Source organism: Arthrobacter sp. TJ-266 (genome assembly GCF_058269115.1).
In genome coordinates, this window is the sequence record NZ_JBZCNC010000001.1 from 55,569 (window position 1) to 76,875 (window position 21,307).

Annotated in this window: 24 protein-coding genes; 8 read left to right on the forward strand and 16 right to left on the reverse strand. The window is 68.7% G+C overall.

Annotated features, from left to right (window positions below):
• Positions 1-101: 101 nt before the first annotated feature.
• The 4 genes from AC4D12_RS00295 to AC4D12_RS00310 all read right to left on the reverse strand — a co-directional run bounded on the left by AC4D12_RS00295 (position 102) and on the right by AC4D12_RS00310 (position 3,080).
• Positions 102-725 (reverse strand): flavin reductase family protein, encoded by a 624-nt coding sequence (locus AC4D12_RS00295; protein ID WP_490947790.1) that lies wholly within the window; start codon positions 723-725, stop codon positions 102-104.
• Positions 726-817: 92 nt separating this feature from the next.
• A complete protein-coding gene (locus AC4D12_RS00300; RefSeq protein ID WP_490947791.1) occupies positions 818-1,099 on the reverse strand; it encodes a hypothetical protein in 282 nt (93 codons plus the stop codon).
• Between the two features lie 10 nt (positions 1,100-1,109).
• Complete coding sequence (locus tag AC4D12_RS00305; RefSeq protein WP_490947792.1) at positions 1,110-1,607, reverse strand: hypothetical protein; 498 nt, start codon at positions 1,605-1,607, stop codon at positions 1,110-1,112.
• 252 nt (positions 1,608-1,859) lie between these two features.
• Positions 1,860-3,080: an epoxide hydrolase family protein gene (locus AC4D12_RS00310; protein WP_490947793.1), complete on the reverse strand. Its 1,221-nt coding sequence runs from the start codon at positions 3,078-3,080 to the stop codon at positions 1,860-1,862.
• 104 nt (positions 3,081-3,184) lie between these two features.
• On the opposite strand from AC4D12_RS00310, the gene AC4D12_RS00315 reads away from it, so the two are divergent.
• Together AC4D12_RS00315 and AC4D12_RS00320 are read left to right on the forward strand one after the other, a co-directional pair.
• Positions 3,185-3,784 carry a MarR family winged helix-turn-helix transcriptional regulator gene (locus tag AC4D12_RS00315; protein ID WP_490947794.1) on the forward strand — a complete coding sequence of 200 codons (600 nt, stop codon included), beginning with the start codon at positions 3,185-3,187 and terminating at the stop codon, positions 3,782-3,784.
• Entirely contained in the window at positions 3,781-4,698 is a 918-nt protein-coding gene (locus tag AC4D12_RS00320) for an NmrA family NAD(P)-binding protein (protein WP_490947795.1), read from the forward strand. Before AC4D12_RS00315 ends, AC4D12_RS00320 begins: the two co-directional genes overlap by 4 nt.
• Positions 4,699-4,807: 109 nt before the next feature.
• On the opposite strand, the gene AC4D12_RS00325 is transcribed toward AC4D12_RS00320, so the two are convergent.
• Positions 4,808-5,989: a metallophosphoesterase family protein gene (locus AC4D12_RS00325; RefSeq protein ID WP_490947796.1), complete on the reverse strand. Its 1,182-nt coding sequence runs from the start codon at positions 5,987-5,989 to the stop codon at positions 4,808-4,810.
• A 265-nt stretch (positions 5,990-6,254) separates the two neighbouring features.
• Here AC4D12_RS00325 and AC4D12_RS00330 point away from each other — a divergent pair, with 265 nt between their 5' ends.
• Entirely contained in the window at positions 6,255-7,058 is an 804-nt protein-coding gene (locus tag AC4D12_RS00330; protein ID WP_490947797.1) for an SGNH/GDSL hydrolase family protein, read from the forward strand.
• A 31-nt stretch (positions 7,059-7,089) separates the two neighbouring features.
• Here the strand turns inward: AC4D12_RS00330 and AC4D12_RS00335 are convergent, their stop codons facing one another.
• The 4 genes from AC4D12_RS00335 to AC4D12_RS00350 all read right to left on the reverse strand — a co-directional run bounded on the left by AC4D12_RS00335 (position 7,090) and on the right by AC4D12_RS00350 (position 8,377).
• Positions 7,090-7,272, reverse strand: a complete 183-nt coding sequence (locus tag AC4D12_RS00335; protein WP_490947798.1) for a hypothetical protein — start codon at positions 7,270-7,272, stop codon at positions 7,090-7,092.
• A 143-nt stretch (positions 7,273-7,415) separates the two neighbouring features.
• Positions 7,416-7,763 carry a hypothetical protein gene (locus AC4D12_RS00340; RefSeq protein WP_490947799.1) on the reverse strand — a complete coding sequence of 116 codons (348 nt, stop codon included), beginning with the start codon at positions 7,761-7,763 and terminating at the stop codon, positions 7,416-7,418.
• Positions 7,764-7,769: 6 nt separating this feature from the next.
• Positions 7,770-8,096, reverse strand: a complete 327-nt coding sequence (locus tag AC4D12_RS00345) for a hypothetical protein (protein ID WP_490947800.1) — start codon at positions 8,094-8,096, stop codon at positions 7,770-7,772.
• Between the two features lie 113 nt (positions 8,097-8,209).
• On the reverse strand, positions 8,210-8,377 hold the full coding sequence (locus tag AC4D12_RS00350) for a hypothetical protein (RefSeq protein WP_490947801.1): 168 nt from the start codon (positions 8,375-8,377) through the stop codon (positions 8,210-8,212).
• Positions 8,378-8,513: 136 nt separating this feature from the next.
• Between AC4D12_RS00350 and AC4D12_RS00355 the strand changes: the two genes are divergently transcribed.
• Positions 8,514-9,095 (forward strand): dihydrofolate reductase family protein, encoded by a 582-nt coding sequence (locus AC4D12_RS00355; RefSeq protein ID WP_490947802.1) that lies wholly within the window; start codon positions 8,514-8,516, stop codon positions 9,093-9,095.
• Between the two features lie 28 nt (positions 9,096-9,123).
• Here the strand turns inward: AC4D12_RS00355 and AC4D12_RS00360 are convergent, their stop codons facing one another.
• From AC4D12_RS00360 to AC4D12_RS00375, 4 genes are all read right to left on the reverse strand, one after another.
• On the reverse strand, positions 9,124-9,858 hold the full coding sequence (locus tag AC4D12_RS00360; RefSeq protein ID WP_490947803.1) for a MerR family transcriptional regulator: 735 nt from the start codon (positions 9,856-9,858) through the stop codon (positions 9,124-9,126).
• A gap of 53 nt (positions 9,859-9,911) precedes the next feature.
• The gene (locus AC4D12_RS00365; protein ID WP_490947804.1) at positions 9,912-10,433 is read right to left on the reverse strand and encodes a small multidrug efflux protein; all 522 of its coding nucleotides are present in this window, start codon (positions 10,431-10,433) and stop codon (positions 9,912-9,914) included.
• A gap of 181 nt (positions 10,434-10,614) precedes the next feature.
• Positions 10,615-12,135, reverse strand: coding sequence for an MFS transporter (locus AC4D12_RS00370; protein WP_490947805.1), 1,521 nt, complete (start codon positions 12,133-12,135; stop codon positions 10,615-10,617).
• Positions 12,136-12,179: 44 nt separating this feature from the next.
• Positions 12,180-13,028 (reverse strand): helix-turn-helix domain-containing protein, encoded by an 849-nt coding sequence (locus AC4D12_RS00375; protein ID WP_490947806.1) that lies wholly within the window; start codon positions 13,026-13,028, stop codon positions 12,180-12,182.
• Between the two features lie 201 nt (positions 13,029-13,229).
• Here AC4D12_RS00375 and cynS point away from each other — a divergent pair, with 201 nt between their 5' ends.
• From cynS to AC4D12_RS00390, 3 genes are all read left to right on the forward strand, one after another.
• Positions 13,230-13,679 (forward strand): cyanase, encoded by a 450-nt coding sequence (gene cynS, locus AC4D12_RS00380; protein WP_490947807.1) that lies wholly within the window; start codon positions 13,230-13,232, stop codon positions 13,677-13,679.
• A gap of 25 nt (positions 13,680-13,704) precedes the next feature.
• The gene (locus AC4D12_RS00385; RefSeq protein ID WP_490947808.1) at positions 13,705-14,565 is read left to right on the forward strand and encodes a formate/nitrite transporter family protein; all 861 of its coding nucleotides are present in this window, start codon (positions 13,705-13,707) and stop codon (positions 14,563-14,565) included.
• Positions 14,566-14,976: 411 nt separating this feature from the next.
• Positions 14,977-15,894 (forward strand): SDR family oxidoreductase, encoded by a 918-nt coding sequence (locus AC4D12_RS00390; protein WP_490947809.1) that lies wholly within the window; start codon positions 14,977-14,979, stop codon positions 15,892-15,894.
• Positions 15,895-15,984: 90 nt separating this feature from the next.
• Here AC4D12_RS00390 and AC4D12_RS00395 read toward each other — a convergent pair whose 3' ends face one another.
• Positions 15,985-17,115: a YrzE family protein gene (locus AC4D12_RS00395; protein ID WP_490947810.1), complete on the reverse strand. Its 1,131-nt coding sequence runs from the start codon at positions 17,113-17,115 to the stop codon at positions 15,985-15,987.
• Positions 17,116-17,282: 167 nt separating this feature from the next.
• On the opposite strand from AC4D12_RS00395, the gene AC4D12_RS00400 reads away from it, so the two are divergent.
• Positions 17,283-17,783 carry a DUF456 domain-containing protein gene (locus AC4D12_RS00400; protein ID WP_490947811.1) on the forward strand — a complete coding sequence of 167 codons (501 nt, stop codon included), beginning with the start codon at positions 17,283-17,285 and terminating at the stop codon, positions 17,781-17,783.
• A 36-nt stretch (positions 17,784-17,819) separates the two neighbouring features.
• On the opposite strand, the gene AC4D12_RS00405 is transcribed toward AC4D12_RS00400, so the two are convergent.
• Both AC4D12_RS00405 and AC4D12_RS00410 read right to left on the reverse strand, forming a co-directional pair.
• Entirely contained in the window at positions 17,820-19,589 is a 1,770-nt protein-coding gene (locus AC4D12_RS00405) for a glycoside hydrolase family 15 protein (RefSeq protein WP_490947812.1), read from the reverse strand.
• A gap of 206 nt (positions 19,590-19,795) precedes the next feature.
• The gene (locus AC4D12_RS00410) at positions 19,796-21,265 is read right to left on the reverse strand and encodes a S10 family peptidase (protein WP_490947813.1); all 1,470 of its coding nucleotides are present in this window, start codon (positions 21,263-21,265) and stop codon (positions 19,796-19,798) included.
• Positions 21,266-21,307 lie beyond the last annotated feature (42 nt).

Sequence of the window (21,307 nt, forward strand, 5' to 3'; positions counted from 1 at the left end):
GGCTTCCCAGCCGGGGATGGGGTGCTAACCCGCAGATGACCTCACTGTAGGTCAGGACGCTGAGCAGCACCTGTGGGGCGGGACACGCGCGTCATCCCTTGTCAGGAGGGGGAATCTGCGTAATGGCCGGGCCACTGCTGCACCGGGATGCGCGTGATCTCGCGGATGCTGCCCGCCGTCCCCCACTCGTTCTTCCCGAGGCGGGAGAGGGGAGCCAGCGCGTCGATGGCCGGCAGGTCGCCGTCGAGCACGTCCTCGGAGACAACGGCGTGCAGCACCTCGCCGAACACGAGCGTGCAGTCGCCCATCTCCTGGATGAGGTGGAGGCGGCACTCGAGGGCCACCGGTGATTCGCGCACGCGCGGTGGTGTGACGGTGAGACTGGGCTCGCGGGTGAGGCCGACGGCGTCGAACTCGCTGACGTCCGGCGGGAAGTCGGTTCCGGTGGCGTTGACCGCCTCGAAGAGGTGCTCGGGCGTGAAGGCGACGACGAACTCGCCCGTCGCCTCGATGTTGCGCACGGAATCCTTGCGGCCCACGGAGGTGAACTGGACGATCGGCGGGTTCACGGACGCGATGGTGAAGAAGGAGTGCGGTGCGAGGTTGTCCACGCCGTCCGCGGACGTCGATGACACCCAGGCGATGGGCCGAGGCACCACCACGGAGGTCAGGAACTTGTAGAACGCGCGGCTGTTGGCGGGATCCGGGATGACGTCTTTGCGCATGCTCGGAGCCTAACGCGGGCGGCGCCCGGGACGCCCTCCCAGACGGCGATGGCACGTACGGCGGGCTGCATCGGCGAGTTTCGCCCGACGACTCACGAGTGGCGTGGTTCGTCGTCGGGCCGCCTTCTTCCCCCGTGACGACGCCGAAGGGCCAACACCAGGACCAGCAGGGTGAGCGCGACAGGGACGAGTCCCTGTCCGAGAGCGGCTGCGAGCAGGATGATCGACGGCGGCCCGTCGATCGGCAGCTCCGCCGCCTCGGTCAGGTTGTAGTCGATGGCGGAGGCGATCGCCGCGCCCACGTACAGGACGAGCGACAGCAGGCCGACGGCGGCGCCGGTCCCAGCAAGCCGTCGTGGTGCCAAGCCGTCCATGATCGCGCTGCTAGCGATGGGAGTCGGAGGACAGGGCGAACTCACAGGAAACCCCTGCCGGCGTTCCGTCCACGTTGAACTCGAGGCGTAGGGTCCGGGCGGTGACCGGTGGGGCCGGCGTGTAGATCCAACGGGCATCCCATGGCGTCCCGTCTCCTGCCACCACGCCGCCTGCACGGTGGTACTCGGTACCGACGTCGTCGGAGACGACCGTGCTGAGTCCGTCGAACACGGCGATGGCAGGCATGACCGGTGGGTTCTCCGTCGTGTCCGATCCCGGGAGGCGACGCCGGTCCGCCCAGTCAGCACGTTCCTGCTCGAACCGCGCATCGCGTGCCAGCGTTTCATCCCCACGCACCCCACTGAGGAGCAGATGTATGCCCGACGTGCCGGCGGCGGCGCCGACATAGCCCGGCGCGTCCGCCAGTTCCACCCCGGCGAATCGGACGCGGACGCCGTCGCTGGTGCCGACGACGAGGTCTGCCGGAGCGTGCACGAGTGCGATCATGCAGCCACCCTAGCGCCCGTGACTGGGCTGGCCCCGGCGAGACCGATCCGTCGTCAGCCCAGGGGCTCGCGCGGAGGTGTCGCAGTGGTCTCGGGCCAGGCCTTCACCCACGGCAGCCTGTCTTCAGACCCTCGCTTCACCACCGGCGGAACGTGGGTTCCGCCTCTGCCTCCGCCTGCATCGTGATCAGCCAGTCGTCCTGGCGACCCTTCTGCGCGGCGTCGGTGATCCCGCCGATCCGGCCGGGGCGTCCTACCGCAGCCCGCGGGTCGTCGCGCGGATGTCGTCGACGAGGAGTTCGGGCTGCTCGAGCAACGCGAAGTGCCCGCCGTCGGCCACCTCGCTGAAGAGCACCAGGTTCGTGTAGCGTCGCTCGGCCCAGCGGCGTGAGCGGCGGACGTACTCGCCCGGCATGATGCTGAGCCCCACGGGAAGCGTGAGCGGTTCCTCGAGCGTTCCCGGGTTGGCCCAGCCGTTCCTGCCCGCCTCCCAGTACATGCGGGCGGCCGACGCCGCCGTGTTGGGCAACCAGTACAGCATGATGTCGTCGATCATCTCGTCGAGGGTGAACAGTGCCTCGGCATTCCCGTGGCGGTCGTGTGAGCCCCCGACGTCCTGGAACATCGCGTAGATCCAGGCTGCGAGACCGATGGGCGAGTCCGAGAGCGGGTAGCCGATCGTCTGGGGCCGGGTGGACATCTGCTGCGAGTAGGCGGAGAGCGTCTGCCAGTAGTACCCGCCCTCTTGCAGCATCACCTGCTCGTCGGCGGAGGCGGTGCGCATCTCCTCGTCCGAGGGCATGAAGAGGGCCATGGTGAGGTGGATGCCGGCGAGCCCGATCTCCTCCGACTGCTGCAGCGCCGCGAGTTCGGCCGTGACGGACGCGCCGAGGTCGCCGCCCTGGGCGAACCAGCGGTCGTAGCCGAGACGCTCCATGAGCACGGCCCACGCCTTCGCGGTCCGCTGCGTGTCCCAGCCCGTCCCGGTCGGCTTCCCGGAGAACCCGAACCCGGGAAGGCTGGGAATGACGACGTCGAAGGCGTCCGCCGCATCCCCTCCGTGGGCCTCGGGATCGGTCAGCGGCCCGACGGCGTGCCGGAACTCGAGGACGGAACCCGGCCAGCCATGCGTGAGCAGCAACGCCCGCGCCCCGGGCACGGAGGACCGCACGTGCACGAAGTGGATGTCGAGGCCGTCGATCGTGGTGGTGAACTGGCTCCACGCGTTGAGCAGGGACTCGGTGCGGCGCCAGTCGTAGGCCGTGGCCCAGTGGTGGGCGAGCGCCTGCAGTTTCTCCAGCTGCGGCCCCTGCGACGTGTCGGTCACGGTCTCGCGGTCGGGCCATCGCGTGGCCAGGACGCGACGGCGGAGATCGTCGAGATCGGCGTCCGGGACGTGGAGGGTGAACGGGTGAATGCCGCTGGCATCGGTGGGCTGCTCCGCGGGGGAGGTGGCGGGGTTGGCGTGGGGCATGGCGACCTTCGGGCTGGGGTCGGGGAAGCCGACCGTGGATGTGAAGTCATCTTACGCACAGATCGTCTGTGTTTAAGATCGTCTTGACGCGCTACCATTGCGTCATGCCCTCCTCGCCTGCGCCGGACTCCATGGATCCCTCCGGCATCGATTGGGAGGCCGGCGGCATCCGGACCGAACTCGGATGGTCCCTCCAGGCGATGTCGCAGGGTTTCTCGCGGATGGCGACGGGAGCGGTGGCTGATGTACCCGGCGGCCCTCGCGGTTACCAGGTGCTCGTGGCCGTCACCACCGAGGAGCCGACGTCGCAGCTGGTCCTGTCCCAGCGCCTCGGCATCGATAAGACGGCGATGACCTACGTCGTCGACGCCCTTGAAGGCGCAGGCCTCGTGGAACGCCGGCCGGATCCGCAGGATCGCCGGATTCGTCAGGTCCTCCCGACCGCCCCTGGCCGCGCACTCCTCGATTCCGCCCGCGCAGCCCTCCGCGAGGTGGAGGGCGTGCTCATGCGTGACCTCTCCGCGGACGAGCAGGCGCAGCTTCGGCGGCTCATGGCGCGGGTCGCGCTCGTCGCCGGCGACGCGGAATCCTGCATCGGGCCGCCCGCAGGCGCCGAGCAGCCGGTGGCGGAGCAACCCTCCTCGACCCGGCGTCGTCGTACCGGCCGCGGCATCACCCCCACAGAGAAGAGCACCCCGTCATGACCACCCTCCTCGTCGCAGGCGCCACCGGCGACCTCGGCCGCCGGATCGTCCGTGAACTCCAGGCCGCCGACCCCGAAGCGCTCGTCCGCGTCCTGACCCGTCCCGGGAGCGGGACCGCGCAGGCCCAGTACGGGGACCGGGACCGCGTGGAGATCCGAGAAGCCGCGTACACAGATCACGCCGGCCTCGTCGCCGCACTCACCGGCACCGACGTCGTCGTCTCCGCTGTCAGCGGCGCGCGGACGGTTGTCCTCGACGCCCAGCGGGCGCTCCTCGCCGCGGCCGTCGAGGCCGGGGTGCCCCGCTTCATCCCCTCCGACTACTCCGCCGACTACCGGCGCGTCACCCCGGGCAGCAACCGCAACTTCGAGCTGCGCCGCGACTTCGCGGCGGACCTCGATGCCGCGCCCATCCGCGCAACGTCCGTCCTGAACGGCGCCTTCACCGACATGCTCACCGGACAGGCCCCGATGATCCTCTTCGCGCGGCACAGGGTGCTCTACTGGTCCTCACCGGACCAGGTCCTGGACTTCACCACGAAGGACGACGTCGCCCGTACCGTCGCGCACGTGGCACTGGACGACGACGCACCCCGCGTCGTCGAGGTCGCAGGCGACCGCGTCACGGCCCGGGACGTCGCGCGCATCATGAGCGATCTGACGGGTACCCCGTTCACCACGCAGTGGGCGGGTACCACGGGGATCCTGTCCGGCATGGCGCGCATCGGGCGGCGTGTGTCGAGGGACGAGGAGGCGACGTTCCCCGCGTGGCAGGGCATGCAGTACTTCGTCAGCATGTTCAGTGGTGAGGCCGAGTTGCGGCACGTGGACAACGAGCGCTACGGACAGCAGACCTGGACCGGCGTCCGCGACGTCCTCGCGGCGCACCTGGAGAAGACTGCCATCACGGGCTGACGGCGGCGCAGGTGACTGCCCATCAGCCCCACGCCGCATCTCCTCCGTCCCGGGCGGACAGACGGAGGAGATGGGTCGGCGGCTCTTTCGAGGGGCTTATCCGGAGGTGTCAGCCCTGCGCCGCGTTCAGCGGTCGGGGGACGATCGGCTGGTCGTTGGCCGTGAGGTCGATCTTGAGGTCCTTGGCGAACACCAGCCGGGTCTGCTTGTAGACGCCGGGGTGGTTCTCATCGAGCTCGAAGACCCGGGCGCCCCGCAGGCGGTTGCGGTCCGCGCCCGGAAGGCCGTAGGCGCCGAACCCGGATCCCGGCCCGTACCCGAGTTCCACGCCGTAGTAGTTGCCCACGTAGGTGTTCACGTGATCATGGCCCACGAAGTAGCCGCGGACGTCCCCGCGTTCCAGGAAGGCGCTGAACAGACCTGAGTTGAACGGGCCGGGGCACTCGTCCTCGTTCCGTTCACCCACGATGCCGTGCTTCTTCAGGGCGCGCTGGTGGTCGGCCTCGGTGCGGGAGTCGAGGCTGGCGAACCACATGATGCGGTGTTCATGGAGTGGGATGTGACCCCACATGAGGGACGGGATCTTCCGCCCGTACTTCTTCTCCGTCGCGATGGAGACGTTGCGGTACCAGGCGACCTGGTCCATCCTCACCCAGTCCCAGTCCGGATAGCCCTCGAAGTTCTGGCCGTTGATGCTGTCCGGGGCGTACCGGCCGGTATCGAGGAGCCACAGACCGAAGGCGGGGTCCTTGGACGTCGAGGACTGCACCAGCAGCAGGGAGTTCGACGTACCGGTCACTCCGTCGGTGGAGTTCGCATTGACGTTGTACGTGTACGTCTGCAGGAACTGGAGCATCCTCGCCTCGGTCATGCCCGTCGGCCCCGCCGAGTCCTCGTCGTGGTTGCCGAAGGTGACTGCCCACGGAATCTGACGGCTCTCCATGGGCTGCACCACGTGGTTCAGCGCCTGCTTGACCTGCAGCTCGGTGTCGCAGCCGCCGGTGATGACATCGCCGTTGATCACCACGAAGTCGGGGCGCTCGGCGTCCAACGTCCTGTCCATCAGCTCGATGGTGCGGCGGTCGGTCTGCTCGTCGTCCTGGGTGTCGTTGAACTGGACCACCTTGAACCGTCCATCGGGGCGGAATGCGAGGGTGGGCTTGGGAGCCTTCGGTCCAGGGGCCGCGGTGGCTCCGGGGCCGGTTGCCAGTGACATCCCCACGGCGCCCAGGGTCGCGGCGGCGGCCAACGCGGTCCGCCTGCTGATCGTGGACTGATCTGCGTTCGTCATGTCTGCCTCTCTGCGTGACGTGACCCAACGGTCACTACCGCCGCCACGGTAGAGGAGGCCCGTAACCGGAGCGCAAACGCCTCCCCAACGCGAGGTGTCAGCTGTGCGACGCACAGGGCCGGTCGCGCCCCTGCGCTGAAGCCGACGCCGGCGGCGTCGGTGGCGACGCCGTATGCGGGCCCCCGGGTGATCACGCGGCCGCGATTCACCCGACGTTCGCCCCGTCGTCGCCCGCTGTTGGCGGCCCTGGGCTAGCGTTGATCGGATGGCTGGGCGTTGGGTGGCAATCGGGGATTCGTTCACGGAGGGTGTCGGCGACTGGAACCCGAAGTTCCCCAACGGGGTGCGTGGCTGGGCCGATCGCGTGGCGAAGCAGCTGGCACGTCAGGACCCGGAGTGGGAGTACGCCAATCTCGCGATCCGCAGCAAGCGGCTGCACCACGTGCGGGACGAACAGGTGGACCGCGCACTGGCCCTGAAACCCACACTGGTCAGTCTGTATGCGGGCGGGAACGACATCCTCGAGCTCCGCGCCGACATGCCCGCGCTCATGCGGGAGTACGAGTCCATGGTGGAGCGCATCGCCCGATCAGGTGCCCGGCCCCTGCTCTTCACCGGCTTCGACATCCCGCTCAGCCCTGTCTTCGAGCCCATGAAGCGCCGCAACTGGCTGTACAACGACCACGTGCGGCGGATCGCCCGCGAGTACGACGCCGTGCTGGTGGACTACTGGTGCTTCGACGAGTACTCCGACCCCGGGCTGTGGGACGCCGACCGCCTCCACATGTCGCCCGCCGGGCACCGCAACCTCGCGGCCCACGTGCTGAGGATCCTCGGCGTGGACCACTCCCTCGTCCCGCAGCTGCCCGAACGGCAGGGGTACGCCGGCCTGGTTGCCGGCCTCCGTCGGGAGAGCGCATGGCTGAACGAATGGGTGGTGCCGATGTTCGGTCGGCGGCTCCGGAAGGTCACCCTCGGCGACGACCTGCAGCCGCGCTGGCCGGAGCTCGTGCGGCCCGCCGACGGGCTCAAGCGCCTCGCCCGCGCACGAATCGCCGCGTCCGCCTGAGGCCGACGGCTGCCCGCGGCAGGGAGGTGCCTCAGAGACCAGTGACGTCGACGTCCCCGAGCTTCGGCCTGCGGCCGATGTATGTGGTCAGGATCAACACGAGAGTGGCCATGATGGCCGCGATGATGACGACCCCGATCGCTGGTGGTTCGGTGAAGCCGCCGAGTGCTGTGAAGAACAGCGTCCACAGGAGCAGAAAGAAGAAGGAATTCATCAGCCGCCTACGCAGGCGAGACCGCCGGACCGCGCCCCCGCCGTGACGGGAAGCGCTGCTGTCCTGGTTCGTGTCGACCGGGCTCACGAGTCCTACCTGTGCATCCTTCGTGGTGGGGGCAGTCCGGTCGGGGTGAGCAGGGCTCAGATGCTCATCCACCATGACCTCTTCCCGATGTCCCTCTTGATCTCCTCCACCCAGGGATCGTACTGCGCCAGGGCTTGCTGCAGACGCTGCGGGTCCACGTCATACCCCTTCGGATGGTCCGCTACGTATGTGAGGAAGCTCCACTCCTCTCCGTAGGGCTTCAGCTTCTCGCCGGGTCGAATGTCCACACCGTGCTGCTCGATGCGCCTCACCACGGCGTTCACCTTGGGAGTGTCCCGACGTGGCCGCCTCACAGAGAACTCATACCGCCCGATCAACCAGAGCAGTGTGCAGAACAGCACGACGCCGAGCATTGCAATCAGAATCTCCAGCGCCTCACTCATCGCTGCTCACTTCGGTCCGTCATACTGCTCCCTCAACCCTTCTTCCTCCCAGTTGTACTTGAGGATTCCTTCGCTGCTCGAGTCGAACCGGAACCCTAGGTGGGTGAGGTCCACCGCCATGGTGCTATCAGCACTGATGACCTCCCAGCGGAGGTTCGCCAGTGAGCCGTCCTCGATGGTGGGGACCAGTGCCTCCCAGGCGTCGTACTGAATCGCGGAGGAGATGTTGTCCACATATCGGCTGGTCGTCTCCTCCTCGCTCTCGTTCGAACGGCAGGAGGTGAACATGAGAGCGACGAGCAGCAGGGAGATGATTCTGGTGACGGTGCGCATGAGAAATTTCGGTGCTGGTTCTACCGACCGGGAGCGTGACCGTTGCGCCCTGGCTCGGGGTTGCACGACCTGATGCACCGTCATCGCCGACGACCACGATTCGATTGCGCGTGTCATCCCGGATCCGGACCGGTTGCTTCCGCACCCACGACGCCGTCCGCGGGGACCGCGCGATGGGCGGCCTCGGCGGAGGAGGAGCGCATGCCGTGCTTCACCCCGAGCCGGATGATCCAGTACAGCAGCAGTGAGCCGAGGAACAGGGGAACACCCCAGATGGCCACGACGATCAGGATTCCTACTCCATCAATACCCAACGGTGCTTCCCCCATCCCAGGACTGACATTCGATGCCGTGAGCGTACCGGGGAACGGAAGGCGGAGCTCTGACGGTGCGGTGAGGGAGTTGTACGCTCACCGCATGACCAGACTCGTGGTTTCGGTCCTCGCATCACTGGATGGCTACTTCCAGGGCCCCGATGGCGATCTTGGTGTGATGCCCTTCGAGGACGCCTTCAACACCCACAACCTCGCACTGCTGCGGACCGCCGGCACCTGCGTCTACGGCAGTACGTGGTTCACGGAGAACTGGGACTTCTGGTCCGCGGTCGCAGTGGATGCGTCCGCGAACGAGCGCGAGCACGACATCGCGCGCCTCGTCCTGACGCTGCCGAAGGTGGTCGTCAGCGATTCCATGACGGAGGATCCGGACGCACCGTGGGCACGAACCACGCGCATCATCCCGAGGTCCGCAGCTCCGGCGGAACTCACACGCCTGAAGCAGGAGGGCACCGGTGATCTGGTGATGTTCGGCAGTGCGACGACCTGGAGTCCTCTGCTCGAGCTCGGGCTCGTCGACGAACTCATCGTGCTGGTCGGCGCTGCCCTCCTCGGAGAGGGGAGCAAGCTGTACTCCGGCTCCAGGGCGGGCCTACGTCTGATCGACGCGAGCGTCCTGCCCGGTTCGGAGCTGGTGAAGATCCGGTACCTCGCCGCGAGGTGACGTCGTCGGAGACCTGGCCGCTCGACCCTCAGGGTTCGTCGGGTGTCCGAAGCTTCTTCGCGATCTCGCCGGCACGGGCGAGGACGTCCAGCTGCGCCGGGTTGTACAGGGCGGTGACCGATTCGAGGAACGTCCGCTCCGTCACGGCAAGGCTCTTCGACAGGTGCTCCCCGGGGTCGAGGAGCCACGGGTAGTCGGCGATGGTGCGGGCCAACGTGATGGCGAGACGAACCGCGAGGTCGCCTCTCACCGACTCCTCGGCGTCCGGGGACAGGGCGTCGAACTCCTTGCTCGCCGCATCGGGATCGGCCGTCAGGAGTTCACGCAGATCCTTCATGGCGGCGTCGTCGTACAGCTGCTCGTAGATGAGCATCAGCGAGCGGTCCGGCTCGGAGAGGTGCGAGGCCACGTCCTCGAACCCCGCGGGAACTCCCGCGACGGAGGAGCCCTCCAGGATCGCGCGGATCTCGACCCTGGCCCGTTGCAGTCTCTCGATGCTCGCCGCGAGCTCGGCATCGATGAGCTTGAGCGTCTCCGTCGAGGAATCGTCGTCGTCCGTGACCTCGTTGATCCGGTCGAGCGGCACATCGAGGTCCCGCAGGCGTCGGATCTTGAGCAGGCGCACCAGATGCCGCACCTCGTACTGCTTGTAGCCGTTCGAGGACCGGTCCGGCAGCTCGAGAAGCCCGATCCGGTGGTAGTGGCGCACCGTGTTCACCGTGGTGCCCGCCAGGTCGGCGAGCTCGCGCGTGCTCCAGCCCATCTTCCGTCCCCTCCTCGTCGTCGCTCCCGGCCATCCTCCTCCTGTGAGGTGTTCTACCACCCGAGCAGGCGCACGGCTCCGGTGGCCAGGAGGGCGACGCCGACGGTCCACAGCACGATCGCAACAGCCTGCCACACGAGCACGCGCTGCTTCGGGACGCCCGACGCCGCGAAGAACATCGCGGTGAGCTGCGTGGGCAGGGCCAGCGGGGCGAGCAGGCTCGCTCCCGGCACGCCGAAGCGGGAGAGCCAGCCCTGCAGGCGTCGCTGCCCCTTCGCCCGGCGCGGGGTGGTTGCGGGAACGGCACCGTCCGCGGAAGCGCGATCCGCGCGCCCGGCGACCACCTTCTCCCGCACGCGGGAGCTGATGGTGACGACGGCGAGGACGCTCAGGAAGTTGCCGATCATCGCCGCGAGAGCCGCGACGATCGGGTTGATCCCGAGGAGGATGCCGATGCCTGCTGCTCCCTCGCCCTCGATGTACGGAATGGTGCCGGCGAGGGCGACGCCCATCGGTTGCACGATCTCGGGGAGTTGCTGCACGAACTCGCGCACTCCCTCATACGGATTGTCCACTGTGTTCTCCTCGGTTCCGGGGCCGCCCGGGGCTGCAGATCGTCGCATTCGATGCGAGTCGGTGTCAGCTGCGGAGCGGCTCTATTTCTGGTACGGGACCAGTTGAAACCATGTGCAAGGAACAGGGTCAAGCCGGGTGGATGTTGTGTCGGACACCAGCTCCCGGAAGGTGCGCCGGCGCCTATCTGCCGCCGTCGGGCGTGGAGCCCTGCTCCACCCGCACCGCGCCGTCGACGTCCTCGGTGGGTGCTTCCTCCGCTGCCGCCGCGTCGAGGTAGGACGCCGAGATCCGCTTGTACACGGGGGTCAGGAAGGCGAGCACCGCTGCGACGATGATCACGATGCCCGCAACGAGGAACACGAGGGCGATCCCGCGCGACGTGCCCTCGCCCAGGAGCGGGGCCAGCCGCTCGGCGCCCTCCGCGGAGCGCGCGTACGGGATGATCAGGAACTCCGCGAGGGGCGCGACGACGAACGCCGTGAGCGGGGCGGCGGCGGACTCGAACGCCATGGCGAACCCGAACACCCGCCCCTGCCGGTTCAGCGGCACCACGCGCTGGATGACCGTCTGCTCGGCGGCCTCGATGAACGGTACGAGCACGAGGTAGAGCCAGATCCCGAGCACGTACAGCCACGCCCACTCGCGCACCGTGAACAGCGCCCCGATGAGTCCCATGGCTACCACCGCGAGGAGCATGGTGCGCAGCGGGTTCCTGCCGAGCCCGAACTTACCGATCAGGGCGCCACCCACGAGGAACCCGGTGGCGCCGAACGCGAAGACCGCGCCCCACATCTCCACGGAGAACATCTCCAGGCCGTAGGGATCCATGAGCGCCATGTAGACGCCGCCCACGAAATTGTTGAACGTGGAGAACAGGACCAGGGCGAACAGGCCCGGCACGGCGAGGACGGCGAGGTAGGAGCCGCGGAGGTCGAAACCGCCCTGGGCGTCCGACGCCGCAGCGTGCACCTCTTCGGGCATGCGCAGCGTGAGCAGGTGGGCGAGCGCCAGGGCGGTGAGGACGAGGGCGACGACGATGGTGCCGCCCATTCCCAGGAAGCCCACGGACAGCCCCGAGAGCACCGACGTGATGATGAACATGATGCCCTGCACCATGCCGACCAGCCCGTTGGCGTTCGCCCGACGATCGGGCTCGATGAGGATGGTGACGGTCGTGGAGAGCGCGATGTTGCGCATGTTCTCGACCACCGCACCGAACAGGATGATCACCGTGAAGAGCCAGAACCAGGGCTGGCGGAGGTCCAGCATGGCGTCCGTCGGGATCACGAGGAAGAGCGCGCCGGCCAGCACGAACATGAGCAGCGTGAACGCCCCCGCGAAGCGCATCACCGAGAGCTTCCGGTAGCGGTCCACGAAGGTGCCGAAGCTGATGCTCGAGAGCGCGATCAGCAGCATGTAAGCGCCACCGATCACGCCGGTGGCGATCACGCTGCGGGTCTGCAGGTAGGCCCAGAAGGTCAGGGCGAACCACAGGTAGCTGGTGGTGATGTTCGCGACGCCCGTGTTGACGAGGATGCCCATGAACGTCCGGCGGCGCTCCTCCGCGCTGCGCACGGACAGATCGACGCCGGCGGGCGCGTCGGATGATGATGACGACGGCGCTGCCTCACGCGCACGGGGAGCCTCGCCGGTCGTCGCGGCGCGGTCGGCACGCGCAGGATCCGCCTCGTCCCGGGTCATGCGGCCAGTTTACCCAGGGGAGGCTGGCGGCTGAAGGACCGCTGTCACGCTCCTGCGGATGGCAGCGGACACCGGTCCTCCTCGTCACTGTGCGCGGGCGTCGTCGTCGGCTGGACGCGGCTCGGAGGCACCCCGAAATGGCGTCGGAACGCCCGGCTGAAGGAGTCGGGGTCCAGGTGGCCGCTCTCGTGGCAGGCGGAACGGACGCCGTGTCCGGCCTGCAGCAGGGAGTAGGCATGCTCCAGGCGGAGCCGCCGGATCTCGGCTCCGGGCGGGCGGCCCACGCCCTGGAAGAGGGCTTGCAAAGAGCGGATCGACAGGTGGGTCTCGGCGGACAACTCCGCGAGGGAGAACATGGGGTCGCGGAAGCGTGCCCGCATGATCGTGGAGACGTTCTCCCGAACGGTGGTGCGGCTGTGCGCGGAGTTGGAGGACGTGATCGGGCGACGCACCGGCGTGACGACGCCCGCGCGTCCGACGGCGGGCGGCGCCGGGCGGAACTGCAGCAGGGTCATCCCGGAGCGCCCGATCGGCCGGGCGGACCAGGAGACGGGTCGCAGATCCCCATGACGGGTGAGGAACCACTCGGAGGCGGCGGTCGGTACGCCGGTCGAACCGTGCGAGCGGACGATCGGGCAGTCGTGGGAGGAGTAGTGCGAGCCGTCCGGGCGGATCCTGTGCAGCAGGTCGTGACTCGGGCCGCCGACCACGTCCACGCCGCTGCGGTACCCGAGGAAGGAGATGGCTGCGGTATTGGCCAGCACCACCCGCCCCTGGGGGCCGATGGCCCAGAGGGGGACGGAGGCGGCGGAGATGATCTCCGCCAGCAGCGCGGCATCCACGGACGAGCCGTTCGGGCCATGGATCCCACCAGGACGAGTCAACGCGGTCATGGGTCCTCCCGTCGTGGGGTCCACGGTATCCGCGTTGTGTTTCCCGCCGCGTTGCCGGCGTGTTTCACGAGCATTAATTTGCCGGCCGCCTGCGTGTTCTGCAGGGTGCTCTGCGCGGAAGGCCTAGTCGTGTGCCCCGCGCCGCTGGTGGGCTGGATCCCGTCAGGAGGCACCCGGCCTCCCGTCCCATCTGGAGGAATCATGACGTGGAACGACCCCCGTGACGCCGCGACGCACGCGGTGCGCGGAGCGGTGCAACGCACCGGCACGACCTGGGCGGCAGTCGCCGAACACATCGACCGCCCGCTCCTGTGGACCATCGCCGCGCTGCTCGGCTCCCACCCTGTGCCCGCCGGGCCCGCGGCGGAGGTGGGCACGCTCCTGGGGCTCGACGACGACACCGTGCTGGCCCTCCAGCGCCAGCCCTACCGCCTGGAAAGCGACTCGCTGAAGGCCGATCCCACCATCTACCGCTTCTACGAGCTCCTCGCGGTGTACGGCCCGGCTCTCAAGGAGGCCATCCACGAGGAGTTCGGCGACGGCATCATGAGTGCGATCAACTGCAACGTCGAGCTCGAGCGGCGCGCAGATCCCGACGGTGACCGCGTGCGCGTCATCATCGACGGCAAGTTCCTGAAGTACCAGTGGTAGACCGAGCCCGAGACGGAGCACCCCCATGTCCTACGTAGCCCCGAAAGACTTCGCCGTCCGCATGATCGACGCAGGGCAGGCCAAAGCCCTGATGTCCACCCGCGACACCCTGATCCGGAGCTTCATGGCCGGAGCCATCCTGGCTCTGGCGGCGGCCTTCGCCGTCACGATCAGCGTGCAGACCGGTCAGCCCCTCTTGGGGGCGGTCCTCTTCCCCGTCGGGTTCTGCATGCTGTACCTGCTCGGCTTCGACCTCCTCACAGGTGTCTTCACGCTGGTACCGCTCGCCTGGCTCGACAAGCGGCCCGGCGTCACGCTGGGGGCGATGCTCCGGAACTGGGGGCTGGTGTTCCTGGGGAACTTCGCCGGGGCGCTGACGACGGCGGTGCTCATGGCCATCGTCTTCACCTACGGGTTCTCGACCCCGCCGAGTGAGGTGGGCCAGGCGATCGGCACCATCGGTGAGGGCCGTACGGTCGGTTACGCCGAGTACGGTGCGGCCGGCATGCTGACCCTCTTCGTGCGAGGTGTCCTCTGCAACTGGATGGTGTCCACGGGTGTGGTGGGAGCCATGATGTCGGACAGCCTGCCCGGCAAGGTCATCGCCATGTGGATGCCCATCATGCTCTTCTTCTACATGGGATTCGAGCACTCCATCGTGAACATGTTCCTGTTCCCGATCGGGCTCATGCTCGGCGGCGACTTCACCATCGGGGACTATCTGCTGTGGAACGAGCTTCCGACCGTGCTCGGCAACCTCGTGGGCGGGCTGACCTTCGTGGGCTTCGTCATCTTCGGCACCCATGCCAGGACGGGCCCTGTTCGCGGGGCGAAGGTCGACGCGCCCGACGCCCCGGTCGCGGCCGAACTGGCAGCGCGGCGATGAGTAAGAGGGCGGCGGCCGCTCGGGCCGTCGCCCTTCAGCGGCCGGATGCCGGAGCGGCCCGCCGGTGCGTCCGCGGCTAGACTGGCTCCACTATGGACCGCATGCGCAAGCTCCAAACCCCCGTCGTCTGGCTCGTCATCATCGCCCTGGTGCTCAGTGTGGGTGCGGGCCTGTTCTCGGTCATCTTCTGACGCTGCGTTCGCTCGCTCCCGGTGATGGACGCTGGGTGAGCCGGGAACGCCCGTAACGCGCTACCCGGTTCAGCGCCACCGCCGTCCTGCCGAGGTCTCCGGTTGTCCCCGACCCGCTCCACACCTAGGGTAATAAGCAGGCTTAGCTTCACGGCCCAGTCGACAGCCCATGGAGCGCCCTCGTGGCGCGGGACACGCACACCGCACAGGGAGAAGTGACATGACCTCCGAGAGCACAGCAGGATCAACCGACCAGTACACCTTCCAGAACCCGGTCACCCGTTTCGAGAGCATCGAGCCGCCGGCGGAGCACGTGCCCGAGCCGGGCCTGGAATCGGACATGCAGCCGAAGGCGGACCGCGGGGAGATCTCGTACCGCGGCACGGGCAGGCTCGTCGGCCGGAAGGCGCTGATCACTGGATCCGATTCGGGCATCGGTGCCGCCGTCGCCATCGCCTACGCGCGGGAGGGTGCCGATGTCGCCCTCTCCTACCTCCCCGAGGAGGAAGAGGACGCCCAGGTGGTCAAGGGGCTCATCGAGGCCGAGGGCCGCACGGCGGTCTGCATCCCGGGTGACCTCAAGGACCCCGAGTACTGCGTCTCGCTGGTGCAGCAGGCGGTGGACGGGCTCGGCGGGCTCGACATCCTCGTGAACAACGCGGGCAAGCAGGTCGCCGTGGAAGCCCTCGAGGACATCACGGACGAGCAGCTGGACCACACCTACAAGACGAACATCTACTCGTTCTTCCGGGTGACCAAGGAGGCGCTCAAGCACCTCCAGCCCGGCTCGGCGATCATCAACACGACGTCGATCCAGGCCTACCAGCCCTCTGCCACGCTCGTGGACTACGCCAGCACGAAGGCCGCGATCAACAACTTCACCAAGGGACTGGCGCAGCAGCTCGCTCCGAAGGGCATCCGCGTCAACGCCGTGGCGCCCGGACCCATCTGGACGCCGCTGCAGCCCTCCGGCGGTCAGCCCGCCGAGGCCCTGCCGGAGTTCGGCAAGGACACCCCACTGGGCCGCGCCGGTCAGCCCACCGAGCTCGCGCCCGCCTACGTGTTCCTGGCCTCGCCGGAATCCAGCTACGTGCTCGGTGAGACCCTCAACGTCAACGGCGGCATGCCCTCGCCCTGATCCACCCCGCGCTTGCCGCACACGGAAATGCCCCGGATTCCTCTCGGAGTCCGGGGCATCACTGTGTAGGACCCGGGTGGTCCTGCACATTTACCCGGCGTCCTCGAGGGCGTCGAAGTCGGTGCGGTCGATCCGCCGGTGGTACCGCATGCCTGCGAGCCCGCCGAGGATCGCACCCAGGAGCGCGATGGCGGCGACGACGAGCAGGCTGATCAGTCCGGGGCCCGCGAGATCCTGCGCGGACGGCACGCCGACACCCTGGAAGCGATCCGTCACGGCGCTCTGGTTGCCGACGATCAGGCCGATGATCCCCAGCACGACGGCCACGATCACGGCCCAGAGCCAGACGGCGACACCCTGCTTGAGGCCGCTGAACCGGGCCATGCGGCCCGCCACGTATCCGCCCGCGAAGTAGGCCACGAGGAGGATGACCCCCAGCACGACGGCGGCGGTCACACCCGTGGACTGCGCAGCGGCCGAGCCGCTCTGGAGATTCGTCGCCGAGAGGTCGCCGCCGATACCGAGGAGCGCCGCGATGCCCCCGACCAGTGCCGAGAGTAGGACGAAGAGGCCGGTGGCCGTGAGCCAGCCGAAGAACCCGGCGCCGAACTTCATGCCGCCGAAGTGTTCCTTCTCGCGCTGGTGCAGCAGCTTCCGGTCATCGAGGGTCGGCACGCCGGAGCGGGGTCGGGTGTCGACGTCGGCGGATCCCGTGGCCGCACCGCGCGGCAGGCGGTGTTCCCGCGTGCGGTCGCGGTCGTCGTCGTCCGCGTGTTTCGTGGCGCTCACCGGCACCGCCTTGGTGTGGGCCTGGGTGTGGGCCTGCGTGGCGGGCTCGTGCTGTCGGGTCGCCGAGACCGGCGTGGGGTCCTGCCGCCGGGTCGGGGTTGAATCTGGGCCGGCGCCGGCGGAGGTCGGGGCGTCGGTCCTGGAGGAGTCGCTGGCGTCCGAGCCACCCGAGTACATGCCCGGTACGTAGTCGCCGCTCGTGTCCTCGTCCGCCGAGTATGCGCCGGGCACGTAGGTGCTGCCGCCGTCGTCGTCCCGTGGACCGCTCCCGGTGCCCGGACCGGAGTCCGCGCGCCCGGCGCTGCTCGCCCCCGCCCCCGACCGTCCGGTGTCGATGACCTCGGTGGGGTTCTGGGCGTCCTCGCGGCGGGTGCCGTCCGTGGAGTCGTCGCGGCGAGCGCCGTCGGCGGCGCCTGATACCGGTGTGCTCATGGGTCCTCCTGATCTCGGGGCCCGCAGGCTCGCTAAGGTGGCTTACTATCCGCCCCAGTATTCCACGCGGGACCCCGCCCCGGTCCATAAGCCGCACCGCGCTCTCGCGGGACGACGGCGCAGTGGGCATGCAGGGCGGCGGTGCCTCCGGGTGCGAGACTGGAGCCATGGATCTCCAGGTGTTCATGACGGTGGTGTGCGGAGCGTTGATCGCCGTGGGTATCGCGGGCGTGGTGATCCCGGTGCTGCCGGGCAGCATCCTGATCATCGTCTCGCTGCTGGCCTGGGCACTGACGGTCGCGAGCACCGAGGGGTGGGTGGTCTTCGCGATCGGGACCGTCCTCGCCGGAGCCGGACTGGCCGCGGGGATCGTCCTGACCGGCCGCACCCTCAAGCAACGTCAGATCCCCGGCCGGTCCGTCACCGTCGGCGTGCTGGCCGGGATCCTCGGCATGTTCGTGATCCCCGTGGTGGGCCTCTTCGTCGGGTTCGCCCTCGGGCTGTTCGCGAGCGAGTACTCGCGCCAGCGTGACGGCCGGGCCGCCCTCACCTCGAGCCTGCACGCGCTGAAGGCCACCGGGCTCGGCATCCTTGCCGAACTGGGCCTCGCGTGCCTGGCCGGGACCACGTGGGTCATCGGCGTGTACGTCTACTTCGCGACCGCCTGACCCCGTTGACAGGTGGCCTGCCGGGCGGGCGTCCGGTCAGGAGCGCCCGGAGATCGACAGGGCGGCGACGATCAGTGCGAGGTGGCTCAGCCCCTGGGGGATGTTGCCCATGAACGAGTTGTCCGACGGTTCGATCATCTCCGACATGATGCCGACGTCGTTGGCGAGCGGCAGCAGCTGGTCCATGAGGTCCACGGCCTCGTCGCGGCGGCCGACGGCGACGAGTGCCGACACCATCCAGTAGGCGCAGGCCACGAACGTGGCCTCCTCGTGCTGCATGCCGCTGTAGCGGTAGAGCAGAGGCCCTGCGCCGAGTTCGTCTCGCAGCGCGTCGAGGGTCGAGGACATGCGCGGGCCAGTGTCGAAGCCACTCATGGCGTGCAGCAGGATCGAGGCGTCCAGTTCCGTGGAGCCCGGGTACCAGATGTAGCTCTGGCGTTCCTCCGACCAGCCGTGCTCGTGCACCCAGGCCTCGATGCTGTCGCGCTCGGCGGCCCACCGCTCCACCGGGCCCTGCAGTTGTCCGTGCTCGGCGAGCATCACGGCGCACCGCAGCGCGTTCCAGCAGCCGAGCTTCGAGGTGACGTAGTGGCGTTCCTCGGGCAGTTCCCACATGCCGGCGTCGCGTCGGCGCCAGATGTCGCACGTGAGGTCGGCGAGATCGGCGAGCTGGCGCATGGTGGCCGGGTCCAGCAGGTGCCCGGCCTGGACGTACTGCCACACGATGTCGAACACGTCGCCGAAGACACCGAGCTGCAGCTGCCCGGCGGCCGGGTTACCGTCCACCACGGGGCCGATCTTCCTCCAGCCCGTGAGGTCGGGGCGGCTCGTGCCATCGGGGGTCTCGCCGTTGAGCCGGGTGAACACCTGCAGGTCGGAGCCCTGCGAACGGAGGTTCTTGAGCATCCAGGAGACGGCGGCATGCACCTCCTCCCGGAGACCCGCGCGGGTCAGCGAGTGAAGCGTGTACGCGGTGTCCCGCGCCCAGGCGTAGCGGTAGTCCCAGTTCTTGCCACCGGCCGCGCTCTCCGGGAGGGAGGTCGTGGCTGCTGCGGCGATGGAGCCGGAAGGGCTGTGCAGGAGGAGCTTGAGCGCGAGGGCGCTGCGGAGAACCTCCGGCCTGTAGTCGCCGTCGTACGCGAGCTCGTCGGACCACGCCTGCCAGTTGCGGATGGTGCGGTCCACCCCGGCGTCGATCGTCGCCGGATCGGGCTGGGGGAGGGGTTCCGCATGCGTCGAGACGACGGCGACCAGGTGCCGCGAGCCCTCTGACGTGGTGAAGGCCCCCTCCACCTGTCTTCCCTCCGCCACCTTGGGTCCGTGGTCGATACCGCGGATACTGAGCCCCACGGCGTCGATCCTGAGGACCGGGTGGTCGGCGTCGCCGTCGAGCCATGGGGAGGCGGAGCCGAAGCAGGTGCCGGGCGTGATGGACCACGCCATGTCCACGGCGCCGGTCAGTCCATCGACGCGGCGGGCCAACTCGCCCCACGGCAGCCGCCCGGCAACACCGGTGTTCAGCGAGTCCGTGACCCGCGCGGTGCCGGTGGCCGTGGTGTAGACGGACTCGAGGACGTTCGTGCCCTCCACGTAGCGCCGTTCCACGCTGAAGTCCGTGGTCGGCGCCAGAGCCATGAAGCCTTCGTCGGCATCGAGCAGCCGCGCGAACGCCGGCGTGGAGTCGAGGTCCGGCGTCGGATACCAGTCGATCGAGCCGTCGAGCGCCACGAGGGCCACGGTCCGGCCGTCACCGATGGCCGCGTACGAGCGGATGTCGGCGAAGCCGTCCTCGTCACGCCGAGCCATGGCCGGACCGTCCATGCCGTGCGCGGACGTCAGTTGCCGTTGTAGCGCTGCTTGTCGGCCCGGGGCTGCTGGCCGTCACGGCGCTTGTTCATGATGCGGGTGGCGATGACGGGTACGAGGGCGATGAGGATTCTCTTCAGCACGGCGGGCTCCTTGGTTGGCGGGGTCGACGACGGGATGCGCCGTGCTCCTCATGGTACTGATGATCAACCGGCCGATGATTCGTGCGTGACGAACGCCCGCAGCGCGCGGAGCTGGGTGTCCCGTGCTACCGGATTCAGATACATCATGTGCCCGGCCTCGTGATAGTGGTGCGTGAAGCGGGCCCGGGCGTGCTCGTCGAGGTTCATGTGCGCCCACACGTACTCCGCCGCGAAGTGGGGTGTGGCGCCGTCGTGATAGCCGTAGTCGACGTGCACGCGGAGGTTCGGGTTGTGGACGAGCAACCGCTCCAGCACGCCCGAGACGTCCACCGGCGCACCCTCGAACGTGCGGTAGCTCCAGGGGTGCACCCGCGCGGTCAGGATCTCGTAGGGGAGGTCGTTCTCGTAGCCCAGTTCGGCGCGGACGTAGTGGTTCATCGCCGCCGAGTACGGCCCGGTGATCGCGCGGATGCTGGGGTCGTCGAAGGCGTCCGAGGCCTGCAGGCTCTCCGGCCTCGCGGAGAACCGGCCGTCGATCCGACCGACCGCCAGACCCTCGGAGCGCAGGATCTCGGCCGCGAACTCGTGGTAGGCCCAGCGGAAATTGGTACGGCGGATGAACGCCTCGTCCAGCGTGGTGATCGCGTGCAGGCGCGCGACGACGTCGTCCTGCTCCTCCGCCGTGAGGCGGGTGCCCTGCGTCAGGGCGTACCCGAAGTCGCGGGCCGCGTACTCCTCGGCCTCCCGGACGACGTCCGACAGTGCGCGGTCGCCGTGGCGCCCGTGGTAGTGCGCGATGGCGGCGTAGGTGGGCAGATGCAGCGCGTAGGGGAGGTCGCTGCCGGGGAAGAAGCGCAGCGTGGACATGTTGAGCACGGTGGAGATGAGGCCGAGCCCGTTGACGGCCATGCCGTAGGCGTCGAAGAGGCGGCCGGCGACGGCGACCGCCCGGAGCGTGCCGTAGGACTCGCCCACGAGGTACTTGGGCGAGAGCCAGCGGTTGTTGCGTGTGGTCCAGAGCCGGATGACTTCCGCCACGAGATCACGGTCCTCCACGAAGGCGTGGAACTCGTCCGCCTTCTCGCCCTTCACCACGCGGGAGAAACCGGTGTTGACGGGGTCGATCATCACGAGGTCGCTGGACTCCAGCAGGGAGTCGGGGCTGTCGACGAGGCCGAACGGCGCGGGGGTCATCGCACCGACGTCGCCCGAGTTCACGAGCCGCGGGCCGAGCAAACCGAGGTGCAGCCAGACGGACGCGGACCCGGGACCGCCGTTGAACGCGAAGGTCACGGGACGGCCCGGCTCGGCGTCCTGCTTCGTGTACGCGACGATGAAGATCTCGGCCTTGGGCTTGAAGCCATCGGCCTTGCCGTCCTTCGTCTCCTCCCGGCGCAGCACGAGGCGGCCTGTCGTGGTGGTGTACTTCAGGCCCGACGGCGAGACGTGCTCCTTCACCGCGAAGTCGTCGGACACCTCCTTGGCGTCAGCGCCTGCCTGATCCTTGAATGTGTCCTGCGTCTCGTCAGCCATGGGGCCATGCTACCGGTGCCCGAGGCAACGGACGCAGTGTCA